The organism is Caldicellulosiruptor hydrothermalis 108 (assembly GCF_000166355.1).
GTDB classification, from domain to species: Bacteria; Bacillota; Thermoanaerobacteria; order Caldicellulosiruptorales; family Caldicellulosiruptoraceae; genus Caldicellulosiruptor; species Caldicellulosiruptor hydrothermalis.
The window spans coordinates 1065001-1081534 of the sequence record NC_014652.1 but is presented as its reverse complement, the minus strand read 5'-3'; the positions used below and the strand labels follow the sequence as shown (position 1 = coordinate 1081534).

Sequence of the window (16534 nt, the reverse complement as noted above, 5' to 3'; positions counted from 1 at the left end):
ACGGTAGGAAGGTGAAAATATAAAAAGGGGATGTTTTTCGCATCCCCTTAAATTTATTTGTCTTTTAGACTTTCTGAGATTTCTTTCAAAAAATCCTCAAGTTTGTCTTTTCCTTCATCTATCTTTGTGATTATAGCGCTTCCAATAACAATACCATCAGCAAGGTCTTTGAACTTTTGCACATCTTCTTTACTCTTTATACCAAATCCAACTGCCAAAGGTGTTGAGGTAACGGTTTTTAGTTCTTTTAGAAAAGTAAAAATCCTATCATCAATCTGCCCTTTGAAACCTGTCACACCTTTTCTTGAAACACAATACAAAAAACCACGGCTCTGCCTACCTATCATCTTGGCTCTCTCAAGAGAAGATATTGATACAAGGTCAATATAGACAATACCAAACTTTTCAGCTACTTCTTTGAACTCAAAGCTCTCTTCAAACGAAACATCTGGGATTATCACGCCATCCACACCGCAAGCTTTGCTACTTTCAAAAAACCTATCAATTCCCCTTTTGTAAACTGTGTTTGCATACAGCATTAGCACAACCGGCTTATCTTTTTTAAACTTTTCAATGCTTTCAAAAAGGTGGCTCAATTTAACACCTTCACTGAGAGCCTTCCTTGATGCTTTTTGAATAATTTCACCGTCTGCAATAGGGTCAGAAAAAGGAAAACCAATCTCTAAAATGTCTACATATGAATATACAAGCTTTATAAACCCAAGTGTCTCTTCAAAAGAGGGATATCCAAACGTAACATAGCCTATGAAGGCTTTTTTGCCCTCTTTTTTTAGCTTTTCAAATCTTTCATCTATTAAATTCATAGCTCATCATCCTTCCAAAGCTCAAGTACTGTATTTATATCCTTATCACCTCTTCCAGAAAGGTTCACAACCACAATGTCACTGGTTTTGAACAGTCCCATCTTTGCCCTTTTAATAACCTCTGCAAGGGCATGGCTCGACTCCAGCGCTGGAATTATCCCTTCAAGCCTTGTGAGCAGCAAAAATGCATCCACAGCTTCTTTGTCAGTAGCCCCTACATACTCAACCCTTCCTGTCTCTTTCAAATATGCATGTTCAGGTCCAACACCCGGGTAGTCAAGCCCTGCTGAGATTGAATGTGTGTTTTGAATTTGCCCTTCCTCATCCTGTAAAATATACGTTTTAGCACCGTGCAAGATTCCAACAGACCCGCTGCATAGCGTCGCAGCCGTTTTGCCTGTATGTATTCCCTCTCCTGCACCCTCAACGCCAATAAGCTTTACTTCATGATCTTCCAAAAACGCTGAGAAGATACCAATTGCGTTAGAACCACCACCAACACACGCAAAGATATAGTCTGGAAGTCTTCCTTCAAGCCTTTTTATCTGATCTTTTGTCTCTTTCCCAATCACACTTTGAAAGTATTTTACAATTGTTGGGAACGGATGAGGTCCTGCAGCTGTACCAAAAAGATAAAAGGTATACTCAAACGTCTCGCTCCAGTCACGCATTGCCTCGTTTATTGCGTCTTTCAAGGTCTTGCTTCCCTTGTTAACTACTCTTACCTTGCTGCCAAGCATTTTCATCCTCTGCACGTTATGAAACTGCCTTTTTGCATCTTCTTCACCCATAAATATCTCGCATTCCATCCCAAAAAGAGCAGCAACTGTAGATGTTGCAACACCGTGTTGACCTGCTCCTGTCTCGGCAATAAGTCTTTTTTTGCCCATATGCTTTGCCAAAAGTGCCTGGCCAATGCAGTTGTTTATCTTGTGTGCACCGGTGTGGTTTAGGTCTTCTCTTTTGAGATATATTTTAACCCCAAGATGATTGCTCAAGTTTTTGGCAAAGTAAAGTGGCGATGGTCTTCCAACATAGTTTTTGAGATAGTACTCATATTCAGAGAGAAAATTTTCATCTTTCACAAGCTTGCAAAACTCTTCTTCTATCTCTAAAAGAGCTGGCATAAGAGTTTCTGGTGCATACATCCCACCAAATCTTCCAAAATACCTATCCATTTTTTGTTTCACCAACCTTGTATTTATTTACCTTTTCAATAATCTTTTTCATCTTTATAAAATCTTTAAAACCATTTGTCTCAATTCCTGAGCTGATGTCAATCCCAATTGGATTTAGATTTAAGTATTTATCTATATTTTCAGGTGTTATTCCACCTGCAATGATATAATCAAAGTCAGCAAGTTTTGCAACCTCTGTGATATCCAAACTACTGCCTTTGGGCCTGTCAAGAAGCACAAAGTCGGCTATTTCTACATAGCGTTTAGCTCTTTTTATATCTTCTTGTCTTTTAACTTCAATAGCCTTTATAACCCTAAATCCAAGATCTTTCAAATGTTTTATATACTCATAATCTTCCTTCCCGTGCAGCTGCACAAAGTCAAGTTGAAGCTGTGTTGCTATTTCTATAACCTCTGATATGTTCTGGTCTTTAAAAACTCCCACTGATTTTATTGAGGGACTTTTAGCCAAAACCATATCTTTTGCAAGGTCTTTTTCAACCTTTCTCGAACTTTGAGCAAATATTAAGCCTATCATATCAGGCTGAAGTTTATTGCACATCTCAACATCAAAAAGCCTCTTTAGCCCGCAAAACTTTACTATCATATCCTATCACCAATTATTTCAAGCGGATTTTGCGATTTCATAAAAGATGTCCCTATCAAACATCCATCAACACCGAGCGAGAGAATATAGTCAAAATCCTCTTTTGTCTTAATTCCACTTTCGCTTATCACAGCAACTTCTTTTGGAATATACTTCAAAAGCCTTTCTGTTTTTGTTATGTCGATGGACAAATCATCCAGGTTTCTATTGTTGATTCCTATGAGTTTTGCACCACACTTCAAAGCTTTTTCAATTTCATACTCATTTTCAACCTCAACAAGCGGGACAATGTCAAGAATTTCTAAAATTTTGATGAATATTGCAAGCTGTTTTTCTGACAAAGCTTTTGTGATAAGCAAAGCTGCATCTGCGCCTATCATCTTTGTCTGGTAAAGCTGCCAGATATCAATGATAAAGTCTTTTCTTAGCACGGGCAGAGATACCTCTTTTTTTACTTCCATCAAATCTTGCTCCGAACCCTTGAAAAAAAATCTTTCTGTCAAAACTGATATAGCAAAAAATCCCAAATCTTCGTACATCTTTGCTATTGCTTTTGCATTGGCATCCTCTGATATTACGCCCTCCGAAGGTGATGCCCGTTTTATTTCACCAATTATACAGAATTTATCTTTTTTGAATATTCTTTTGAACTTGTTTTCTAAATAGCCACCTTTAATCTTCTCAACTGCAAGTTTCTTCATTTTCTCAACAGGTATGAGATTTTTGCACTTTTCAACCTCTTCCTTTTTATAACTTAAAATACGCTCAAGCACACTCATTTTCAATTACACTCCCGATTTATAAAACTGCTGCAACTCTTTGAGCTTTAAATAAGCTTCTTTGCTCTCGATTGCTTTTGAGGAAAGCTTAATTCCTTCTTCAACATCTTTTGCAACCTCACAAATGTAAAGTGCAAATCCACAATTTAAAACAACAGCCCAAAAATAAGGCGACTTTTCTCCCTCAAGCACACTTATCAAAATCCTTGCATTTTCTTCAGGCGAAAAGCCTCTAATTGAGCTTGTATCAAATTCAATTCCATAGTCTTTTGAGTCAATATAATATTCTTTGATATTCTTGTCTTGTATCTCAAGCACCCTTGTCTTTTTAGAAACAGAAATCTCGTCAAGTCCGTCAAGGCTATGTATGACAGCGGCTTTTTTTCTCTTGCCTCTTAGCACAGAAGCCACTTTCTCCTGCGCATCAAAGCTAAATGTCCCAACCACTTGATATTTCAGTGGTACAGGGTTCAAAAGCGGACCTAAGATGTTAAAAACTGTTCTGATACCAAGTGATCTTCTTAAATTTGCAACCTTTTTCATGGCAGGATGATACAGTGGCGCAAACAAAAATGCAAAGTTCAGTTTCTCAAGCCCTTTCAAAACTTTATCTTCCCCAGGCTGGATATCTATACCAAGTTTTTCTAAGATGTCGGCTGATCCTGAATTGCTTGTAATACTTCTGTTACCATGTTTTGCTACTTTTACGTCAAAACAGCTAAGAACAATAGCCGCGGCTGTTGAGATGTTAAACGTGCCTTTTCCATCGCCACCTGTTCCACATGTATCAATTGTAGCTGGATGGTCAAAGTTAAGTTTTCTTGCCTTGTCATAAAAGGCATCAACAAATGCCGAAATCTCTTTTTCTGTTTCACCCTTCGTTTTTAGTGCTGCCAAAAATGCACCAAACTTTATCTCATCAAGTTCTCCTTCCAAGATGTCGTCAAGAAGATTTTTTACCTGGTCATATTCCAAATCCTTTTTGTTTGTCACAAGCTCAAGCACATCGATGAGCATCTTTTCCCACCCCATCATAGCATATTTCTAAAAAGTTTTGAATAATTGTCTCACCATCAGGAGTCAGGATTGACTCAGGATGAAATTGAATCCCATAGACTCTCAAGCTATCGTTTACCAGGGACATGACCTCATCATCTTCACTCACAGCAGCTATTTCAAGCTGTTTCAAAGATGCAGATTTCTCAACCACAAGTGAATGATACCTTCCTGCAAAAAATCTCTCTGGCACACCTTTAAAAAGTCTGCTTCTTTTACCGCTTTCAAGCAGGTCAACCCTCGATCTCATTCCATGGTAAATCATTTTTGCATGAATTACTCGTGCCCCGAAACACTCTCCAATCACCTGATGACCAAGACACACACCCAAGATTGGAATACTACCCGCAAATGTATTTACAACCTCTTTGCTCACACCCGCATCTTTTGGACTGCCCGGACCTGGAGAAATTATTATGCCGGCCGGATTCAACTTCTTTATTGTATCCACTGTAACCTTGTCGTTTCTGAACACCAAAACCTGTGTTTTACTTGCAATCATCTGGTAAAGATTGAATGTAAAAGAGTCATAGTTATCTATTAACAATATCATTTTCATCCACCTCCATTATCCTCAAAAACGCTCTGAGCTTGGTCAAACACTCCTGATACTCATTCTCGGGTACTGACAAGTTCACAATCCCCGCACCGCTTTGAAGCTTGATAATGTTTTCTTTTTTGTCCTTTACAGCCATTCTTATAGCTATGGCAAGGTCAAACTGGTCTTTGTAAATATATCCGATTGCTCCTCCGTAAAGGTCTCTTCTCTGCCTTTCGTACTTTTCAATCAGCTGCATAGCTCTTATCTTTGGCGCGCCGGTCAGCGTGCCAGCCGGGAAAACAGATAGTATCGTTTTTGTGAGGCTCTTTTCTTCAAGTTCACCTGTAACAACTGAATATATATGAATGAGGTTATAAAGCCTTTTTATTCTCAAGTATTCTTCTACTTTTACAGTGCCGGGTTTTGAAATCCTGCCAAGGTCATTTCGCGCAAGGTCAACAAGCATGACATGTTCACTTATCTCTTTTTTGTCTTTTAGTATCTCTATCTTTTTCTGGGCAATATCATCGCCTTCGTTTATCCTGTATGTTCCTGCAATTGGAAATGTCTTTACTGTGTTTCCTTTTTTCTTTATAAGAGTCTCTGGCGAAAAACAAATCACTTGGCTTTCTTCATTGTTTATCACAATGCTGTACTCTGAAGGATTTCTCTCTTTCATTGTGTAAAAAAGATGGCTGGTTAGGATATTGCTTTTGACCAATATTATCTGAGACAGAACAATCTGAAAAATCTCACCATTTCTGATATCCTCTTTTGCCTGCTTGACTGTGCTGATAAAGTACTCTTTTGGAGTTGAAAAGACCACATCGCTTTTTACATCAAACAAAGTTCTTTGGTACTTCTTCAAATTTATTACAGCAGCTTTTTCAAATTCTTTGCTGCTCACCAAAAGAGTTTTCTTGCCTGTAAGTTTGTCAACAAATACATTTTTTCTGTAAACATTTAGAACTATATAGGGACTGTCAGCAGAATATATGTCTTCTAATAGATTTACCGCATGATAGTTAAACTGACAGGTGATATAAGCATTCTTTTGAATTAGACCTTCCAATATGCTATCAAGCATTCGGTGAACATCGCCATAAAAAACTTTTTTTGTACCTTCAGAATCAACCTCAATTTTGTCACGATAGACTGTAACGCACAAAAACCTATCAATGCAAAAAGCTGCCATCTGGGAATTTTCAAAGAAAAAGAAATCCCCTTCGATTGAATCAAAATCTATATTTGATAGGTCAATTGAATCGTTTGAATATTCTTCAAAGAAAGGTATATAGGTTCCAATATCATGATAACAAAAAAGCCCCGATGAGCTATCGGGGCGCACGTTTGCCACCTTTTTCATTTTACAGCTCATCTCCTCTCATCTCTTCTATTCTCTTCTCATCTTTTCCAAGCTTAAAAAATATGCTCTTTCTAAACTCTCTAAAGCCTAAAGCTATTCTTATTTTTAAGTATATCAGAAAACTTCTCATCTGACAATACCAAATTTCTAAATTACAATTAGCTCCTTTGACGACTTTGTCAAAATCTCACATCCACCACTTTTCACAACAACTATATCTTCTATCCTCACACCTCCAAAATTTTCAATATAAATGCCCGGTTCAATTGTCACAACCATATTTTCTTCTAAGACCATCTCAGACTTTGGTGAAAGTCTTGGAAGTTCGTGAATTTCAAGTCCAACACCATGTCCCAAAGAGTGTCCAAACTTTTCCATATAACCAAAAGAACCTATATAGTCGCGGGCAATTTTGTCAACTTCGTTTGCTTTTAAACCTTCTTTTATAAACTCTTCTGCCTTTTGCTGAGCTTCCTTTACTATATGGTATATCTTTACCATCTGATTTTCCACTTTCCCTACAAATACTGTCCTTGTCATATCAGACATGTAGCCGTCAAAGTTGCATCCAAAGTCAATTGTAACAGTATCTCCAGCTTCAATCTTTTTGTCTGTTGCGACGCCGTGTGGAAGAGAACTTCTTTTGCCGGAGGCAACTATAGGTTCAAATGAAAAGCCTTTTGCACCGTTTTTCAGTATAAAGTAGTTGAGCTCTGCAACCACGTCATTTTCTGAAATACCTGGCTTTATGAACTTTAAGATGTGCTCAAATGCTCTGTCAGTAATCTCAACAGCTTTTTTTATTTTCTCTATCTCTTCATCGTCTTTCACAGACCTTAGTTCATCCAAAGAAAATGAAAGTGTACATACCCTGTCTTCAAGCTTTTCTTTCATCTCACTCACAAACGAAAATGTAAGATGATACCCTTCAATAAAAAGCTTTGAAATGTTATGCGATACCATCAAGTCTTTTATAGTATCATAAAGTTTTCCCTTGTAGTCAACAACTTCAAATTCAGTTGCTTCTTTTTTTGCCTGCTCGGTATACCTAAAGTCTGTTAAAAGATATTTTGATCCTTCTCTTGTAATAAATAGATAGCTTTCATCGCCTTTGAAATTGCTAAGGTATCTGACGTTTTCTTTTTTGGACACAAAAACTGCTTCGATGCTCTCATCTCTTTTGAATATTTTTTCAATTCTTGTGCTTACCATTGCTAAAGCTTTGCTCCTTTCTACTCTAAAATCTCTTTCAAAGCATAAAGTGCTATTATATAGCTTTTGATACCAAAACCGGAGATTTGACCTGTGCAAGCAGGAGCAATCACACTCTTGCGTCTGAACTCTTCTCTTGCATAAATGTTGGAAATATGCACTTCAATCGTGGGAATGTTTACAGCTTTTATTGCATCATGGATTGCATAGCTATAATGAGTATAAGCACCTGGGTTTATTATAATAGCATCAACCTTTTCAAAATATGCACTGTGAATTTTATCTATTATTTCTCCTTCATGGTTAGATTGAAAAAACTCGACTTCAAATCCAAGTTCCTGTGCTTTTTGTGAAATAGATTTGAGGACATCTTCGTACGATACGCTGCCATATATATTTTTTTCTCTTATTCCAAGAAGATTAAGATTTGGGCCGTTTATGACCAAGACCTTTTTCATTACAAATACTCACACCCTTTTTTCTAAAGTTTCTTGATAGATCTTTTTCAGAACAAGAGCATCCTCTGCCATATAGTCTTTTGATTCACAGATTATCACAGGTTCAAGCTTTAGCTTGTAAAGAGCCTCTGCCAGTGGTTCAAAGTCAGGCTCAAACTGTTTGTCTTCATAGTTCCAGTGTTTTTTTTCACCTTGTGATGTGTATTCTATCCTGCTAAAATGGCTGTGAAAGTATTTCATCCTTTCATATCCAAGCTGGTCAATAAATTTCTTGAGTAAATTTTCAAAATCCTCTTCTGTCTTTAAGCTGCCGCCTTCGAAAGCATTTATGTGCCCAAAATCAATGGTTGGAAGCAGCATCTCGTCCATTTTGCAAATCTCTATTATCTCATCGCTACTGCCAAGATTGTTTTTTTTGCCCATTGTTTCCGGGCACAAGAAAATCCCATCTGCATGCATTTCTTTTACCACGTTTACAACTTCCAATATTGCCTTTTTTGCTGTTTCAAAAGCCAAGCTTCTATCTACCTTTGCGCATGAACCGGGGTGGAACACAATCCTTTGCGCTTTCATCTCCTTTGCAACTTCTACGCATTCATAGATGTACTCTTTTGACTTTTGCAACTTTTCTTCTTCCTGGCTTCCAAAGTTTATATAGTAAGGTGCGTGGATGGAGACAAGTATATCATACTTTTGCGCTTCCTGACCAATCTGTCTTGCCTTTTCTTTTGAAATGTTCACCCCTTTGTTACACTGGTACTCATAAGCAGAAAGACCTATTGATTTTAGCCACTTTGGCGCATCAACGCTCGATTTATAACCAGCATCGTAAAAACTCTGAGAGTTTCCTGCAGGACCAAATCTTATCATCTTTTACTCTCCTTTGCTAAGTGAATTGAAATTATCTTTTCTGCTGCAAGCTCTGGAGTGAGTATGTCTGTGTTTATTTCAAAATCGCAGTTTTTATAAAATGGCATTCTCATGTTCAAAAGCCTGATGATGTTGCTGAGCTTATCACCATTTTTCAAAAGAGGTCTTGTATCATCGTCTTTTAGCCTTTTGAGAATACTTTCGGCAGAGGCATACAAAAAATATATTACCCCGTTTTCTCTCAAAAGCTTTACGTTTTCGGGATTTAAAACAACTCCCCCGCCTGTTGAGATAACAACATTTTCAAGCTTTGAAACTCTCTCAATTACCCTTGTTTCAACCTCTCTGAATTTTTTTTCACCATGCACTTCAAATATCTTGTCAATTGTCATACCAAACTCTTTTATTACCTCTGAGTCTGTGTCAATAAGCTCTATATCGAGTTTTTCGGCAATTAATTTTCCTATGGTTGTCTTGCCACTTCCCATAAAACCTGTGAGCACAATATTTTTCATGTGAATACCTTTCCTTTTTTGTACGAATTATAGGGTAAGAGTTTGTATCTATTATATCATAAATTTTTGCCATTGAAAAAATAAAAGACCATTCTCATGAATGGCCTTTTTGGTTATTAACTTTAATTTTACTGTCCCTGAGCTTTCACAATGTCAATGCAGTTTATAAAATCTTTCAACATTGCCCATCCAAGCAAACCTTTTTCGGTCTTTATCATATACCAATCGTACATCTTGTTGTTCTTCTTTGATTGGTCCTTAAACCAGTTTGAAGGATCGCATTGTACTATCTCTATTTTTTCACCCTTTTTTGTGGTTGTGAGCTTAGTTTTCTGTTCCCTGTACGAATATAACACAAAAGGTCTTTTAACATATGCAAACACCCCAACATAGTAAAGCTCTTGCGGAGAAAGTTTTAAAGTTCGCACGCCAGATGCAGTCTGCTCCAAAACGTATCTTTCTTTTTTTACCCAGAAATCCATATTCCTTTCAACAATGACCTCTTTATTTCCATCGATGATTGGTTTTGAATCAGTATTCAGAAGTTCTTTTAAAGCTTTACCGTTATATTCTAATATAACATACTTTTCAACCTTGTTTGACCTGTAATGTAGCAAGATCTCCTTGTATCCATCACTGCTGTCTATATCTACAATCTCAGTTCCAATTACCTGCAAAATGTTTTCTTTTGGTTGATAAAGCGCATTGTTTACACTCAGCACATATTTTTTCTGGTTCTTATCAAGCCAAATGCTTACTATGTCTACCTGCGCATCTGAGTTCAAATCAATCTGCTGCTGGAAAACCAATTCTCTCTGGATATTTTGCTTTGCAGATTTTGAAGCTTTTTGAACTGAAGCCGGCAACTTGTTTAAATTTTTAGCGCTTGCTGCCATAAACAAGCTTTCGATAATAAGGGCTATTATTAATGAAATTATAAGTAATATCAGAGCTTTTGTTATTATTCTTTTGAGCATTCTTACTCATCCTTTACATAATGTCTGTCCTTCTAATTATAATCATACTCCATCAAAAAAGGGGTATCAATACTGATAAGCAAATTTACAAGATTTTTTAATATTTTTGTAATCCAAATCACTTTGAACTTTTTTGCAATCAATAGCGTTTAATTTATAGCAGGAGTGATAAGTAGTGGATGAAAAAAGGTTAATAGAAGAGGCAAAGAAAGGAAACAAAGAAGCTCTCTACAAGCTCATTGAAAATAACTTAAATATTCTCTCGGGTTTTGTGACGAAGATGACTCAAGATTATCATTTTGCCCAGGATGTTGTGCAGGAAACACTTTTGCGAGCTATCATGAACATAGATAAGTTCTCACCAGATGCAAAGTTTTCGACATGGCTTATAAAAATCTCTATAAACGTGTACAAGAACTTTTTGAGAAAAAATAAAAGATATACCTACTTGGATGACTCATACAAAGATTATATGCAGGACGTAGAACATGCTGCCATATCAAATAGTGAATACAATGATATTTACAAAGCTGTTTTATCGCTTGATTATAAATTCAGGGCTGTTTTTATTCTAAAACATTTTTATGGGTATAAATACAAAGAAATTGCCAAAATTTTAAACTGTCCTGTCGGGACAGTAAGGTCAAGGCTCCATTTTGCCATAAAGTTTCTGATAAAAGAGCTTGAAAAGAAAGGAGTGCTGGAAAGTGAAAGCAAAAAAGAATGAGAAAATTCAAGATTTAATTATTGATAAATACTATGAAGAATTAGAAAATGAAGCTTTAGAAAAATTAGATTGTAATAATGTTTTGCTTGAAAAAAAGCTAAAACTCTTAAAAAACAAACTCGAGCCTATGAATAAATCCCCTTTGGTAAAGATAGATATCCAGAAAGTCATTGAAGATGCAATAGAAGCAAAAGCCAAAAAGCAGGAAAAAGTTAATTTTCTATTATTCTTGCTTCTGAGCTTTCTTGTCTTTTCCATTTATATTTTGCTAATTAACATCAATGGTTTTGGATTTTTTGTAAGGCTTCAGATACTTTTCGGAACGCTGATGCCATGGATTTTGATTCCTGCATCATTGATATTCTCAAAAGGAAAGGTGTGAGAACATGAAGATTAATAAAACATTTATATTTTTTTTCATCACTGCTATCGCTTGCTTGAGCTTTTTGCTTTTTTTAGTCCAGCAGTTTTCTGATGAAAAAATACCAATGGGTCTTTTCATAATTTTATTTACCCTGTTGATGGCTCAGGCTGTATATATATTCTTCGATGCTAAAAACAGAGGCGAAAAATACTATTTTCTTTGGGGGCTATTTGGACTTCTGAATTTCCCCAGCAGTCTTATAATATATCTTCTTATCACGAGGGTAATTATAAAAGATAAAAATAGAAAAACTTACTGAAAAGGAGTGTTTTGGAATGCTCGGAAATATGGATATGGAAGAAATGCTAAAATTACTTGCACCTGTAATTGTTCTGCAGTTTGTTCTTATGATTTTCTGTCTTGTTAAGTTGAAAAATGACAAAGTAAAATACCTTCCAAAATGGGCATGGGCGCTAATAATAATTATTTTCAACTTTGTAGGTCCTATAGTTTACCTGCTACTCGGAAGAGAGCGTGATTAGTTTGCTGAAAGTGATAAATCTTCACAAAAGCTTTGGAAAAGTAAAAGCTTTAAAAGGCATATCATTTGAAGTAAAACCTGCTACTGTTCATGGTTTTCTCGGACCAAATGGAGCAGGTAAGACAACCACAATGAAAATTCTTTCTGGATTAATTAGTTTTGATGAAGGAACAATCTTATTTGAGAATCTTAATTATAAGACAAACAAAAATGCCATAGTGAAACAAATTGGATTCCTTCCTCAAAATCCTGTATTCTATGGTTATCTCACACCAGTTGAGTATTTAAACTTAATAGGACAAATTTGCAATTTTGAAAGTAGAACTATTAAAAAGAGGACTGAAGAAGTTCTTGAGATTGTAAAACTTTCAAACGTTTCTAAAAGAAAAATCTCAACTTTTTCGGGCGGAATGCTTCAAAGACTTGGAATAGCTGTCGCAATATTTAATAAGCCTAAACTATTGCTTCTTGATGAACCAACCGCTTCTTTAGACCCAGAAGGAAGAGCTGAAGTGTTAGAACATATAAAATCTTTGAAAGAAGAAGGAATCACTGTTTTCTTCTCAACACATATATTGAGCGATGTAGAGAGAATATGCGACCATGTCACTATATTACATGAAGGCAAAGTAATTGTAAGTAGTAGTTTAGGAAACCTCCAAAAACGATACATTCAACCTATTTTTTGTATTGAGTTTGAAAGTATCCCTGATAAGCTGGAAGAAAAATTGTCCCAGTTTCCTTATATTCGAAAAATCGATATTGACAACTATGGGAAAGTCTCAATTTATGTTAACAATGTTGAAATAGCAAAAAGAGAGTTAATAAAAGTACTAGCACAGATAGATAAGCCCATTTTATCCTTTTATTTAAAAAAGCCCTCGCTGGAAGATATCTTCATAAGGGTGGTAGATAAAAATGATGACATTTAAAGCATATCTTAAAAAAGAATTCATTGAAGGGATAAGACAGTACAAATACATTGCTCTTGCAACCGGTATAATATTGTTCTCTATCTTAGATCCAGTAATGTTAAAGCTTCTTCCTTCTTTTGTTAGCAACAAGATTCCTGCCAATTTAATACATCAGCTATTTGAGTTTAAGCCTAAAGACGCATTGGCAAATTATATCAAAGAGCTTTTTCAGATTGGTACGCTATTTATAATATTCACTGCTGCTGGGAGTATAAATGAGGAAATATATTCCCAAAAAATTGTTTTCCCTTTTTCAAAAGGTGCTAATAAATCCCAAATTGTACTGGCAAAGTATTTACATTTTGAAATTGCAATTTGCTTGCTCTTGTTTGTTGGTTTATTCTTCAACCAATATTACGCTAATCTTCTTTTTGAAGGACAAAAAATTGCTGTCTCTGACATAGTTCCTGTTTACTTTCTCTTGTGTATTTACTACCTGTTTGTGATTTCGCTTACATTACTTCTTAGCAGCTTTACAAAGAAAAATATCTCAGCCGGAATTTTGGCGTGTACAGCCTCTTATTCTACTGCTTTACTCTCTCAGTTTGAAAAACTTAAGAAGTTCAGCCCATATAATTTGATTTTGCTTACAAGTAATTTTGGCTCACAAGATGTAAAAACAACGTTGGTTACTACCATTCTGCTGACTCTTATATTTTTAGTGACAACCGTTTTTCGATTTAATAGCTTAGAAGTAAATTGAATTCTCATTCACAGGAATTTTATATATGCTGCCATAAGTACAAAGATGCCAGGTGGAATATGGGTATTGTTAAATATTTAACATTTTAATACAAAAAATAAAAATCCGGCAGCCACCTACTTTCCCGTGCCGTCTCCAGCACAGTATCATCGGCGTTGCGAGGCTTAACTTCCGTGTTCGGAATGGGAACGGGTGTTTCCCTCGCTCTTTCGCCACCGGATTTGTTACCTATATTCATTTTTTAAGCAGCCTCGCAAGTGAATAGGTGGAAAGCTCACTCGGTCAAGCTCCTCGGGCCATTAGTACCGCCTTGCTCAACGCCTCACAGCGCTTACACATGCGGCCTATCTACCTGGTAGTCTCCCAGGACCCTTACCACCTCATCGGTGTGGGGTATCTCATCTTGGGGTGGGCTTCACGCTTAGATGCTTTCAGCGTTTATCCCATCCGGACTTGGCTTCCCAGCCGTGCACCTGGCGGTACAACTGGTAAACCAGCGGTCCGTCCAACCCGGTCCTCTCGTACTAGGGTCAGCTCCCCTCAAATACCCTGCGCCCGCGGCGGATAAGGACCGAACTGTCTCACGACGTTCTGAACCCAGCTCACGTACCGCTTTAATGGGCGAACAGCCCAACCCTTGGGACCTACTTCAGCCCCAGGATGCGATGAGCCGACATCGAGGTGCCAAACCTCCCCGTCGATGTGGACTCTCGGGGGAGATCAGCCTGTTATCCCCGGGGTAACTTTTATCCGTTGAGCGACGGCTCTCCCACTTGAAACCGCCGGATCACTAAGCCCGACTTTCGTCCCTGCTCGGCTTGTCAGCCTCACAGTCAAGCCACCTTACCGCCTTTGCACTCCTACCGCACGATTTCCATCCGTGCTGAGGTGACCTTTGGGCGCCTCCGTTACCTTTTAGGAGGCGACCGCCCCAGTCAAACTGCCCACCTGACAGTGTCCCATCACTCGGTTCAGAGTGTCTGGTTAGTGCTCCAGTGCACCCAGAGTGGTATCCCACCGTCGGCTCCATGGAGGCTGGCGCCCCCACTTCTCAGCCTCCCACCTATCCTGTACAAGGCACACCAAAACACAGTGCCAGGCTGCAGTAAAGCTCCACGGGGTCTTTCTGTCCAACCGCGGGTAACCAGCGTCTTCACTGGTACCACAATTTCGCCGGGCACACCGCCAAGACAGCGCCCAAGTCGTTACGCCATTCGTGCGGGTCGGAACTTACCCGACAAGGAATTTCGCTACCTTAGGACCGTTATAGTTACGGCCGCCGTTCACTGGGGCTTCGGTTCGGAGCTTTTAACCCCTCCCCTTAACCTTCCAGCACCGGGCAGGCGTCAGCCCCTATACCTCGCCTTTCGGCTTGGCAGAGACCTGTGTTTTTGATAAACAGTCGCTTGGGCCTATTCCCTGCGACCTAAGGCTTTCACCTTAGGCACCCCTTCTCCCGAAGTTACGGGGTCAGTTTGCCGAGTTCCTTAGCGGTGCTTCACCCGTCCGTCTGTGGATACTCTCCTCGCCCACCTGTGTCGGTTTCCAGTACGGGCACCTGCCTTCGCCTACGCGACGCTTTTCTTGGCAGTGTGAAGCTCAGCACTTCGCCTACTTTAATTTCGGCTCCCCATCACGGCTCATGGTTACCGCGCGCGCGGATTTGCCTACGCACGCCCACTCGCCGCTTGGCCGGGGTATACCAACTCCCCGGTTGCCTGCTCCTCCTGCGTCCCGCCTCGTAGGGTATCCTCCGGCAGGTGGCTCAGGATTATCAACCTGATACCCATCAGCTACGCCTTTCGGCCTCGCCTTAGGCCCCGGCTAACTCTGGGCGGATTCGCCTTCCCCAGAAACCCTTGGGCTTCCGACGGGCAGGCTTCCCACCTGCCTCGCGCTACTTATTCCGGCATTCTCACTTCTGCCTCGTCCACCCTGGCTTTCGCCTTGGGCTTCACCCTACCGCAGAACGCTCCCCTACCGCTTAAGCTGGATATATTCCCAGCTTAAACCCGATGCTTCGGTGTGTGGCTTCAGCCCCGAGTATTTTCGGCGCCCAGCCGCTCGACCAGTGAGCTGTTACGCACTCTTTAAAGGAATGGCTGCTTCTAAGCCAACCTCCTGGTTGTCTTCGCGGCTGAACATCCTTTGCACACTTAGCCACATCTTTGGGACCTTAGCAGTCGGTCTGGGCTGTTCCCCTCTCGACCACGGACCTTATCGCTCGTGGTCTGACTCCCAAGCTTCACGCCGCCAGCATTCGGAGTTTGATAGGGTTCGGTAACGTTTTTGCGCCCCTAGCCCAATCAGTGCTCTACCTCCAGCGGCCATCACTTGAGGCTAGCCCTAAAGCTATTTCGGGGAGAACCAGCTATCTCCGGGTTCGATTGGAATTTCTCCACTACCCTCAGCTCATCCGACGCCTTTTCAACGACGACCGGTTCGGGCCTCCATGTGGTCTCACCCACACTTCACCCTGGCCAAGGGTAGATCACCCGGTTTCGGGTCTACTTACGCATACTATCGCCCTCTTCAGACTCGGTTTCCCTGCGGCTCCAGCGCTCTCTCGCGCCTTAGCCTCGCATGCGTAAGTAACTCGCCGGACCGTTCTTCAATAAGTACGACGTCAGGACTATATAGCCCCTCCGTCTGCTTGTAGGCACAGGGTTTCAGGCTCTATTTCACTCCCCTCCCGGGGTTCTTTTCACCTTTCCCTCACGGTACTCGTCCACTATCGGTCACCGGTAGTATTTAGCCTTGGAGGGTGGTCCCCCCTGCTTCACACCAGCTTCCACGGCACTGGTGCTACTCAGGATCAGAAGCACCACTCTACTCGCGCTTT

General features: G+C 39.5%; 19 protein-coding genes and 2 rRNA genes (1 of these 21 cut by a window edge). 6 read left to right on the top strand and 15 right to left on the bottom strand.

Features of this window, described 5'->3' with window-relative positions:
- Positions 1 to 53 precede the first annotated feature (53 nt).
- The 13 genes from trpA to CALHY_RS05310 form a co-directional block, all read right to left on the bottom strand.
- Positions 54 to 824, bottom strand: a complete 771-nt coding sequence (trpA, locus tag CALHY_RS05365; RefSeq protein WP_013402969.1) for a tryptophan synthase subunit alpha — start codon at positions 822 to 824, stop codon at positions 54 to 56.
- A complete protein-coding gene (trpB, locus tag CALHY_RS05360) occupies positions 821 to 2002 on the bottom strand; it encodes a tryptophan synthase subunit beta (protein ID WP_013402968.1) in 1182 nt (393 codons plus the stop codon). The genes trpA and trpB overlap by 4 nt, the downstream gene beginning before the upstream one ends.
- Entirely contained in the window at positions 1995 to 2609 is a 615-nt protein-coding gene (locus tag CALHY_RS05355) for a phosphoribosylanthranilate isomerase (protein WP_013402967.1), read from the bottom strand. Before CALHY_RS05355 ends, trpB begins: the two co-directional genes overlap by 8 nt.
- On the bottom strand, positions 2606 to 3388 hold the full coding sequence (gene trpC / locus CALHY_RS05350) for an indole-3-glycerol phosphate synthase TrpC (protein WP_013402966.1): 783 nt from the start codon (positions 3386 to 3388) through the stop codon (positions 2606 to 2608). The genes CALHY_RS05355 and trpC overlap by 4 nt, the downstream gene beginning before the upstream one ends.
- A 6-nt stretch (positions 3389 to 3394) precedes the next feature.
- Complete coding sequence (trpD, locus tag CALHY_RS05345) at positions 3395 to 4405, bottom strand: anthranilate phosphoribosyltransferase (RefSeq protein WP_013402965.1); 1011 nt, start codon at positions 4403 to 4405, stop codon at positions 3395 to 3397.
- Positions 4386 to 4997, bottom strand: a complete 612-nt coding sequence (locus CALHY_RS05340; RefSeq protein WP_013402964.1) for an anthranilate synthase component II — start codon at positions 4995 to 4997, stop codon at positions 4386 to 4388. Before CALHY_RS05340 ends, trpD begins: the two co-directional genes overlap by 20 nt.
- Positions 4978 to 6351: an anthranilate synthase component I family protein gene (locus CALHY_RS05335; protein WP_013402963.1), complete on the bottom strand. Its 1374-nt coding sequence runs from the start codon at positions 6349 to 6351 to the stop codon at positions 4978 to 4980. The genes CALHY_RS05340 and CALHY_RS05335 overlap by 20 nt, the downstream gene beginning before the upstream one ends.
- 1 nt (position 6352) lies before the next feature.
- Complete coding sequence (locus tag CALHY_RS14015) at positions 6353 to 6481, bottom strand: hypothetical protein (RefSeq protein WP_274376862.1); 129 nt, start codon at positions 6479 to 6481, stop codon at positions 6353 to 6355.
- 17 nt (positions 6482 to 6498) lie between these two features.
- The gene (locus CALHY_RS05330; RefSeq protein WP_013402962.1) at positions 6499 to 7563 is read right to left on the bottom strand and encodes a M24 family metallopeptidase; all 1065 of its coding nucleotides are present in this window, start codon (positions 7561 to 7563) and stop codon (positions 6499 to 6501) included.
- Positions 7564 to 7583: 20 nt separating this feature from the next.
- Positions 7584 to 8021, bottom strand: coding sequence for a type II 3-dehydroquinate dehydratase (gene aroQ, locus CALHY_RS05325; protein WP_013402961.1), 438 nt, complete (start codon positions 8019 to 8021; stop codon positions 7584 to 7586).
- 9 nt (positions 8022 to 8030) lie between these two features.
- On the bottom strand, positions 8031 to 8891 hold the full coding sequence (locus CALHY_RS05320) for a TIM barrel protein (RefSeq protein WP_013402960.1): 861 nt from the start codon (positions 8889 to 8891) through the stop codon (positions 8031 to 8033).
- Positions 8888 to 9406 carry a shikimate kinase gene (locus tag CALHY_RS05315; RefSeq protein WP_013402959.1) on the bottom strand — a complete coding sequence of 173 codons (519 nt, stop codon included), beginning with the start codon at positions 9404 to 9406 and terminating at the stop codon, positions 8888 to 8890. The genes CALHY_RS05320 and CALHY_RS05315 overlap by 4 nt, the downstream gene beginning before the upstream one ends.
- A gap of 128 nt (positions 9407 to 9534) precedes the next feature.
- Positions 9535 to 10383 (bottom strand): hypothetical protein, encoded by an 849-nt coding sequence (locus CALHY_RS05310; protein WP_013402958.1) that lies wholly within the window; start codon positions 10381 to 10383, stop codon positions 9535 to 9537.
- A gap of 175 nt (positions 10384 to 10558) precedes the next feature.
- Between CALHY_RS05310 and sigY the strand changes: the two genes are divergently transcribed.
- The 6 genes from sigY to CALHY_RS05280 are packed head-to-tail and all read left to right on the top strand — an operon-like array spanning position 10559 to position 13692.
- On the top strand, positions 10559 to 11110 hold the full coding sequence (gene sigY / locus CALHY_RS05305) for an RNA polymerase sigma factor SigY (RefSeq protein WP_013402957.1): 552 nt from the start codon (positions 10559 to 10561) through the stop codon (positions 11108 to 11110).
- Entirely contained in the window at positions 11091 to 11492 is a 402-nt protein-coding gene (locus tag CALHY_RS05300; RefSeq protein WP_013402956.1) for a hypothetical protein, read from the top strand. Before sigY ends, CALHY_RS05300 begins: the two co-directional genes overlap by 20 nt.
- Before the next feature lie 4 nt (positions 11493 to 11496).
- The gene (locus CALHY_RS05295; protein WP_013402955.1) at positions 11497 to 11793 is read left to right on the top strand and encodes a hypothetical protein; all 297 of its coding nucleotides are present in this window, start codon (positions 11497 to 11499) and stop codon (positions 11791 to 11793) included.
- A gap of 16 nt (positions 11794 to 11809) precedes the next feature.
- Positions 11810 to 12016, top strand: a complete 207-nt coding sequence (locus CALHY_RS05290) for a PLD nuclease N-terminal domain-containing protein (RefSeq protein WP_013402954.1) — start codon at positions 11810 to 11812, stop codon at positions 12014 to 12016.
- Entirely contained in the window at positions 12009 to 12947 is a 939-nt protein-coding gene (locus CALHY_RS05285) for an ABC transporter ATP-binding protein (protein WP_013402953.1), read from the top strand. Before CALHY_RS05290 ends, CALHY_RS05285 begins: the two co-directional genes overlap by 8 nt.
- The gene (locus CALHY_RS05280) at positions 12934 to 13692 is read left to right on the top strand and encodes an ABC transporter permease (RefSeq protein ID WP_013402952.1); all 759 of its coding nucleotides are present in this window, start codon (positions 12934 to 12936) and stop codon (positions 13690 to 13692) included. The genes CALHY_RS05285 and CALHY_RS05280 overlap by 14 nt, the downstream gene beginning before the upstream one ends.
- Positions 13693 to 13795: 103 nt before the next feature.
- Here CALHY_RS05280 and rrf read toward each other — a convergent pair.
- Positions 13796 to 13912, bottom strand: a 5S ribosomal RNA gene (gene rrf, locus CALHY_RS05275).
- A gap of 58 nt (positions 13913 to 13970) precedes the next feature.
- Positions 13971 to 16534, bottom strand: a 23S ribosomal RNA gene (locus tag CALHY_RS05270); it runs 389 nt beyond the window's last position.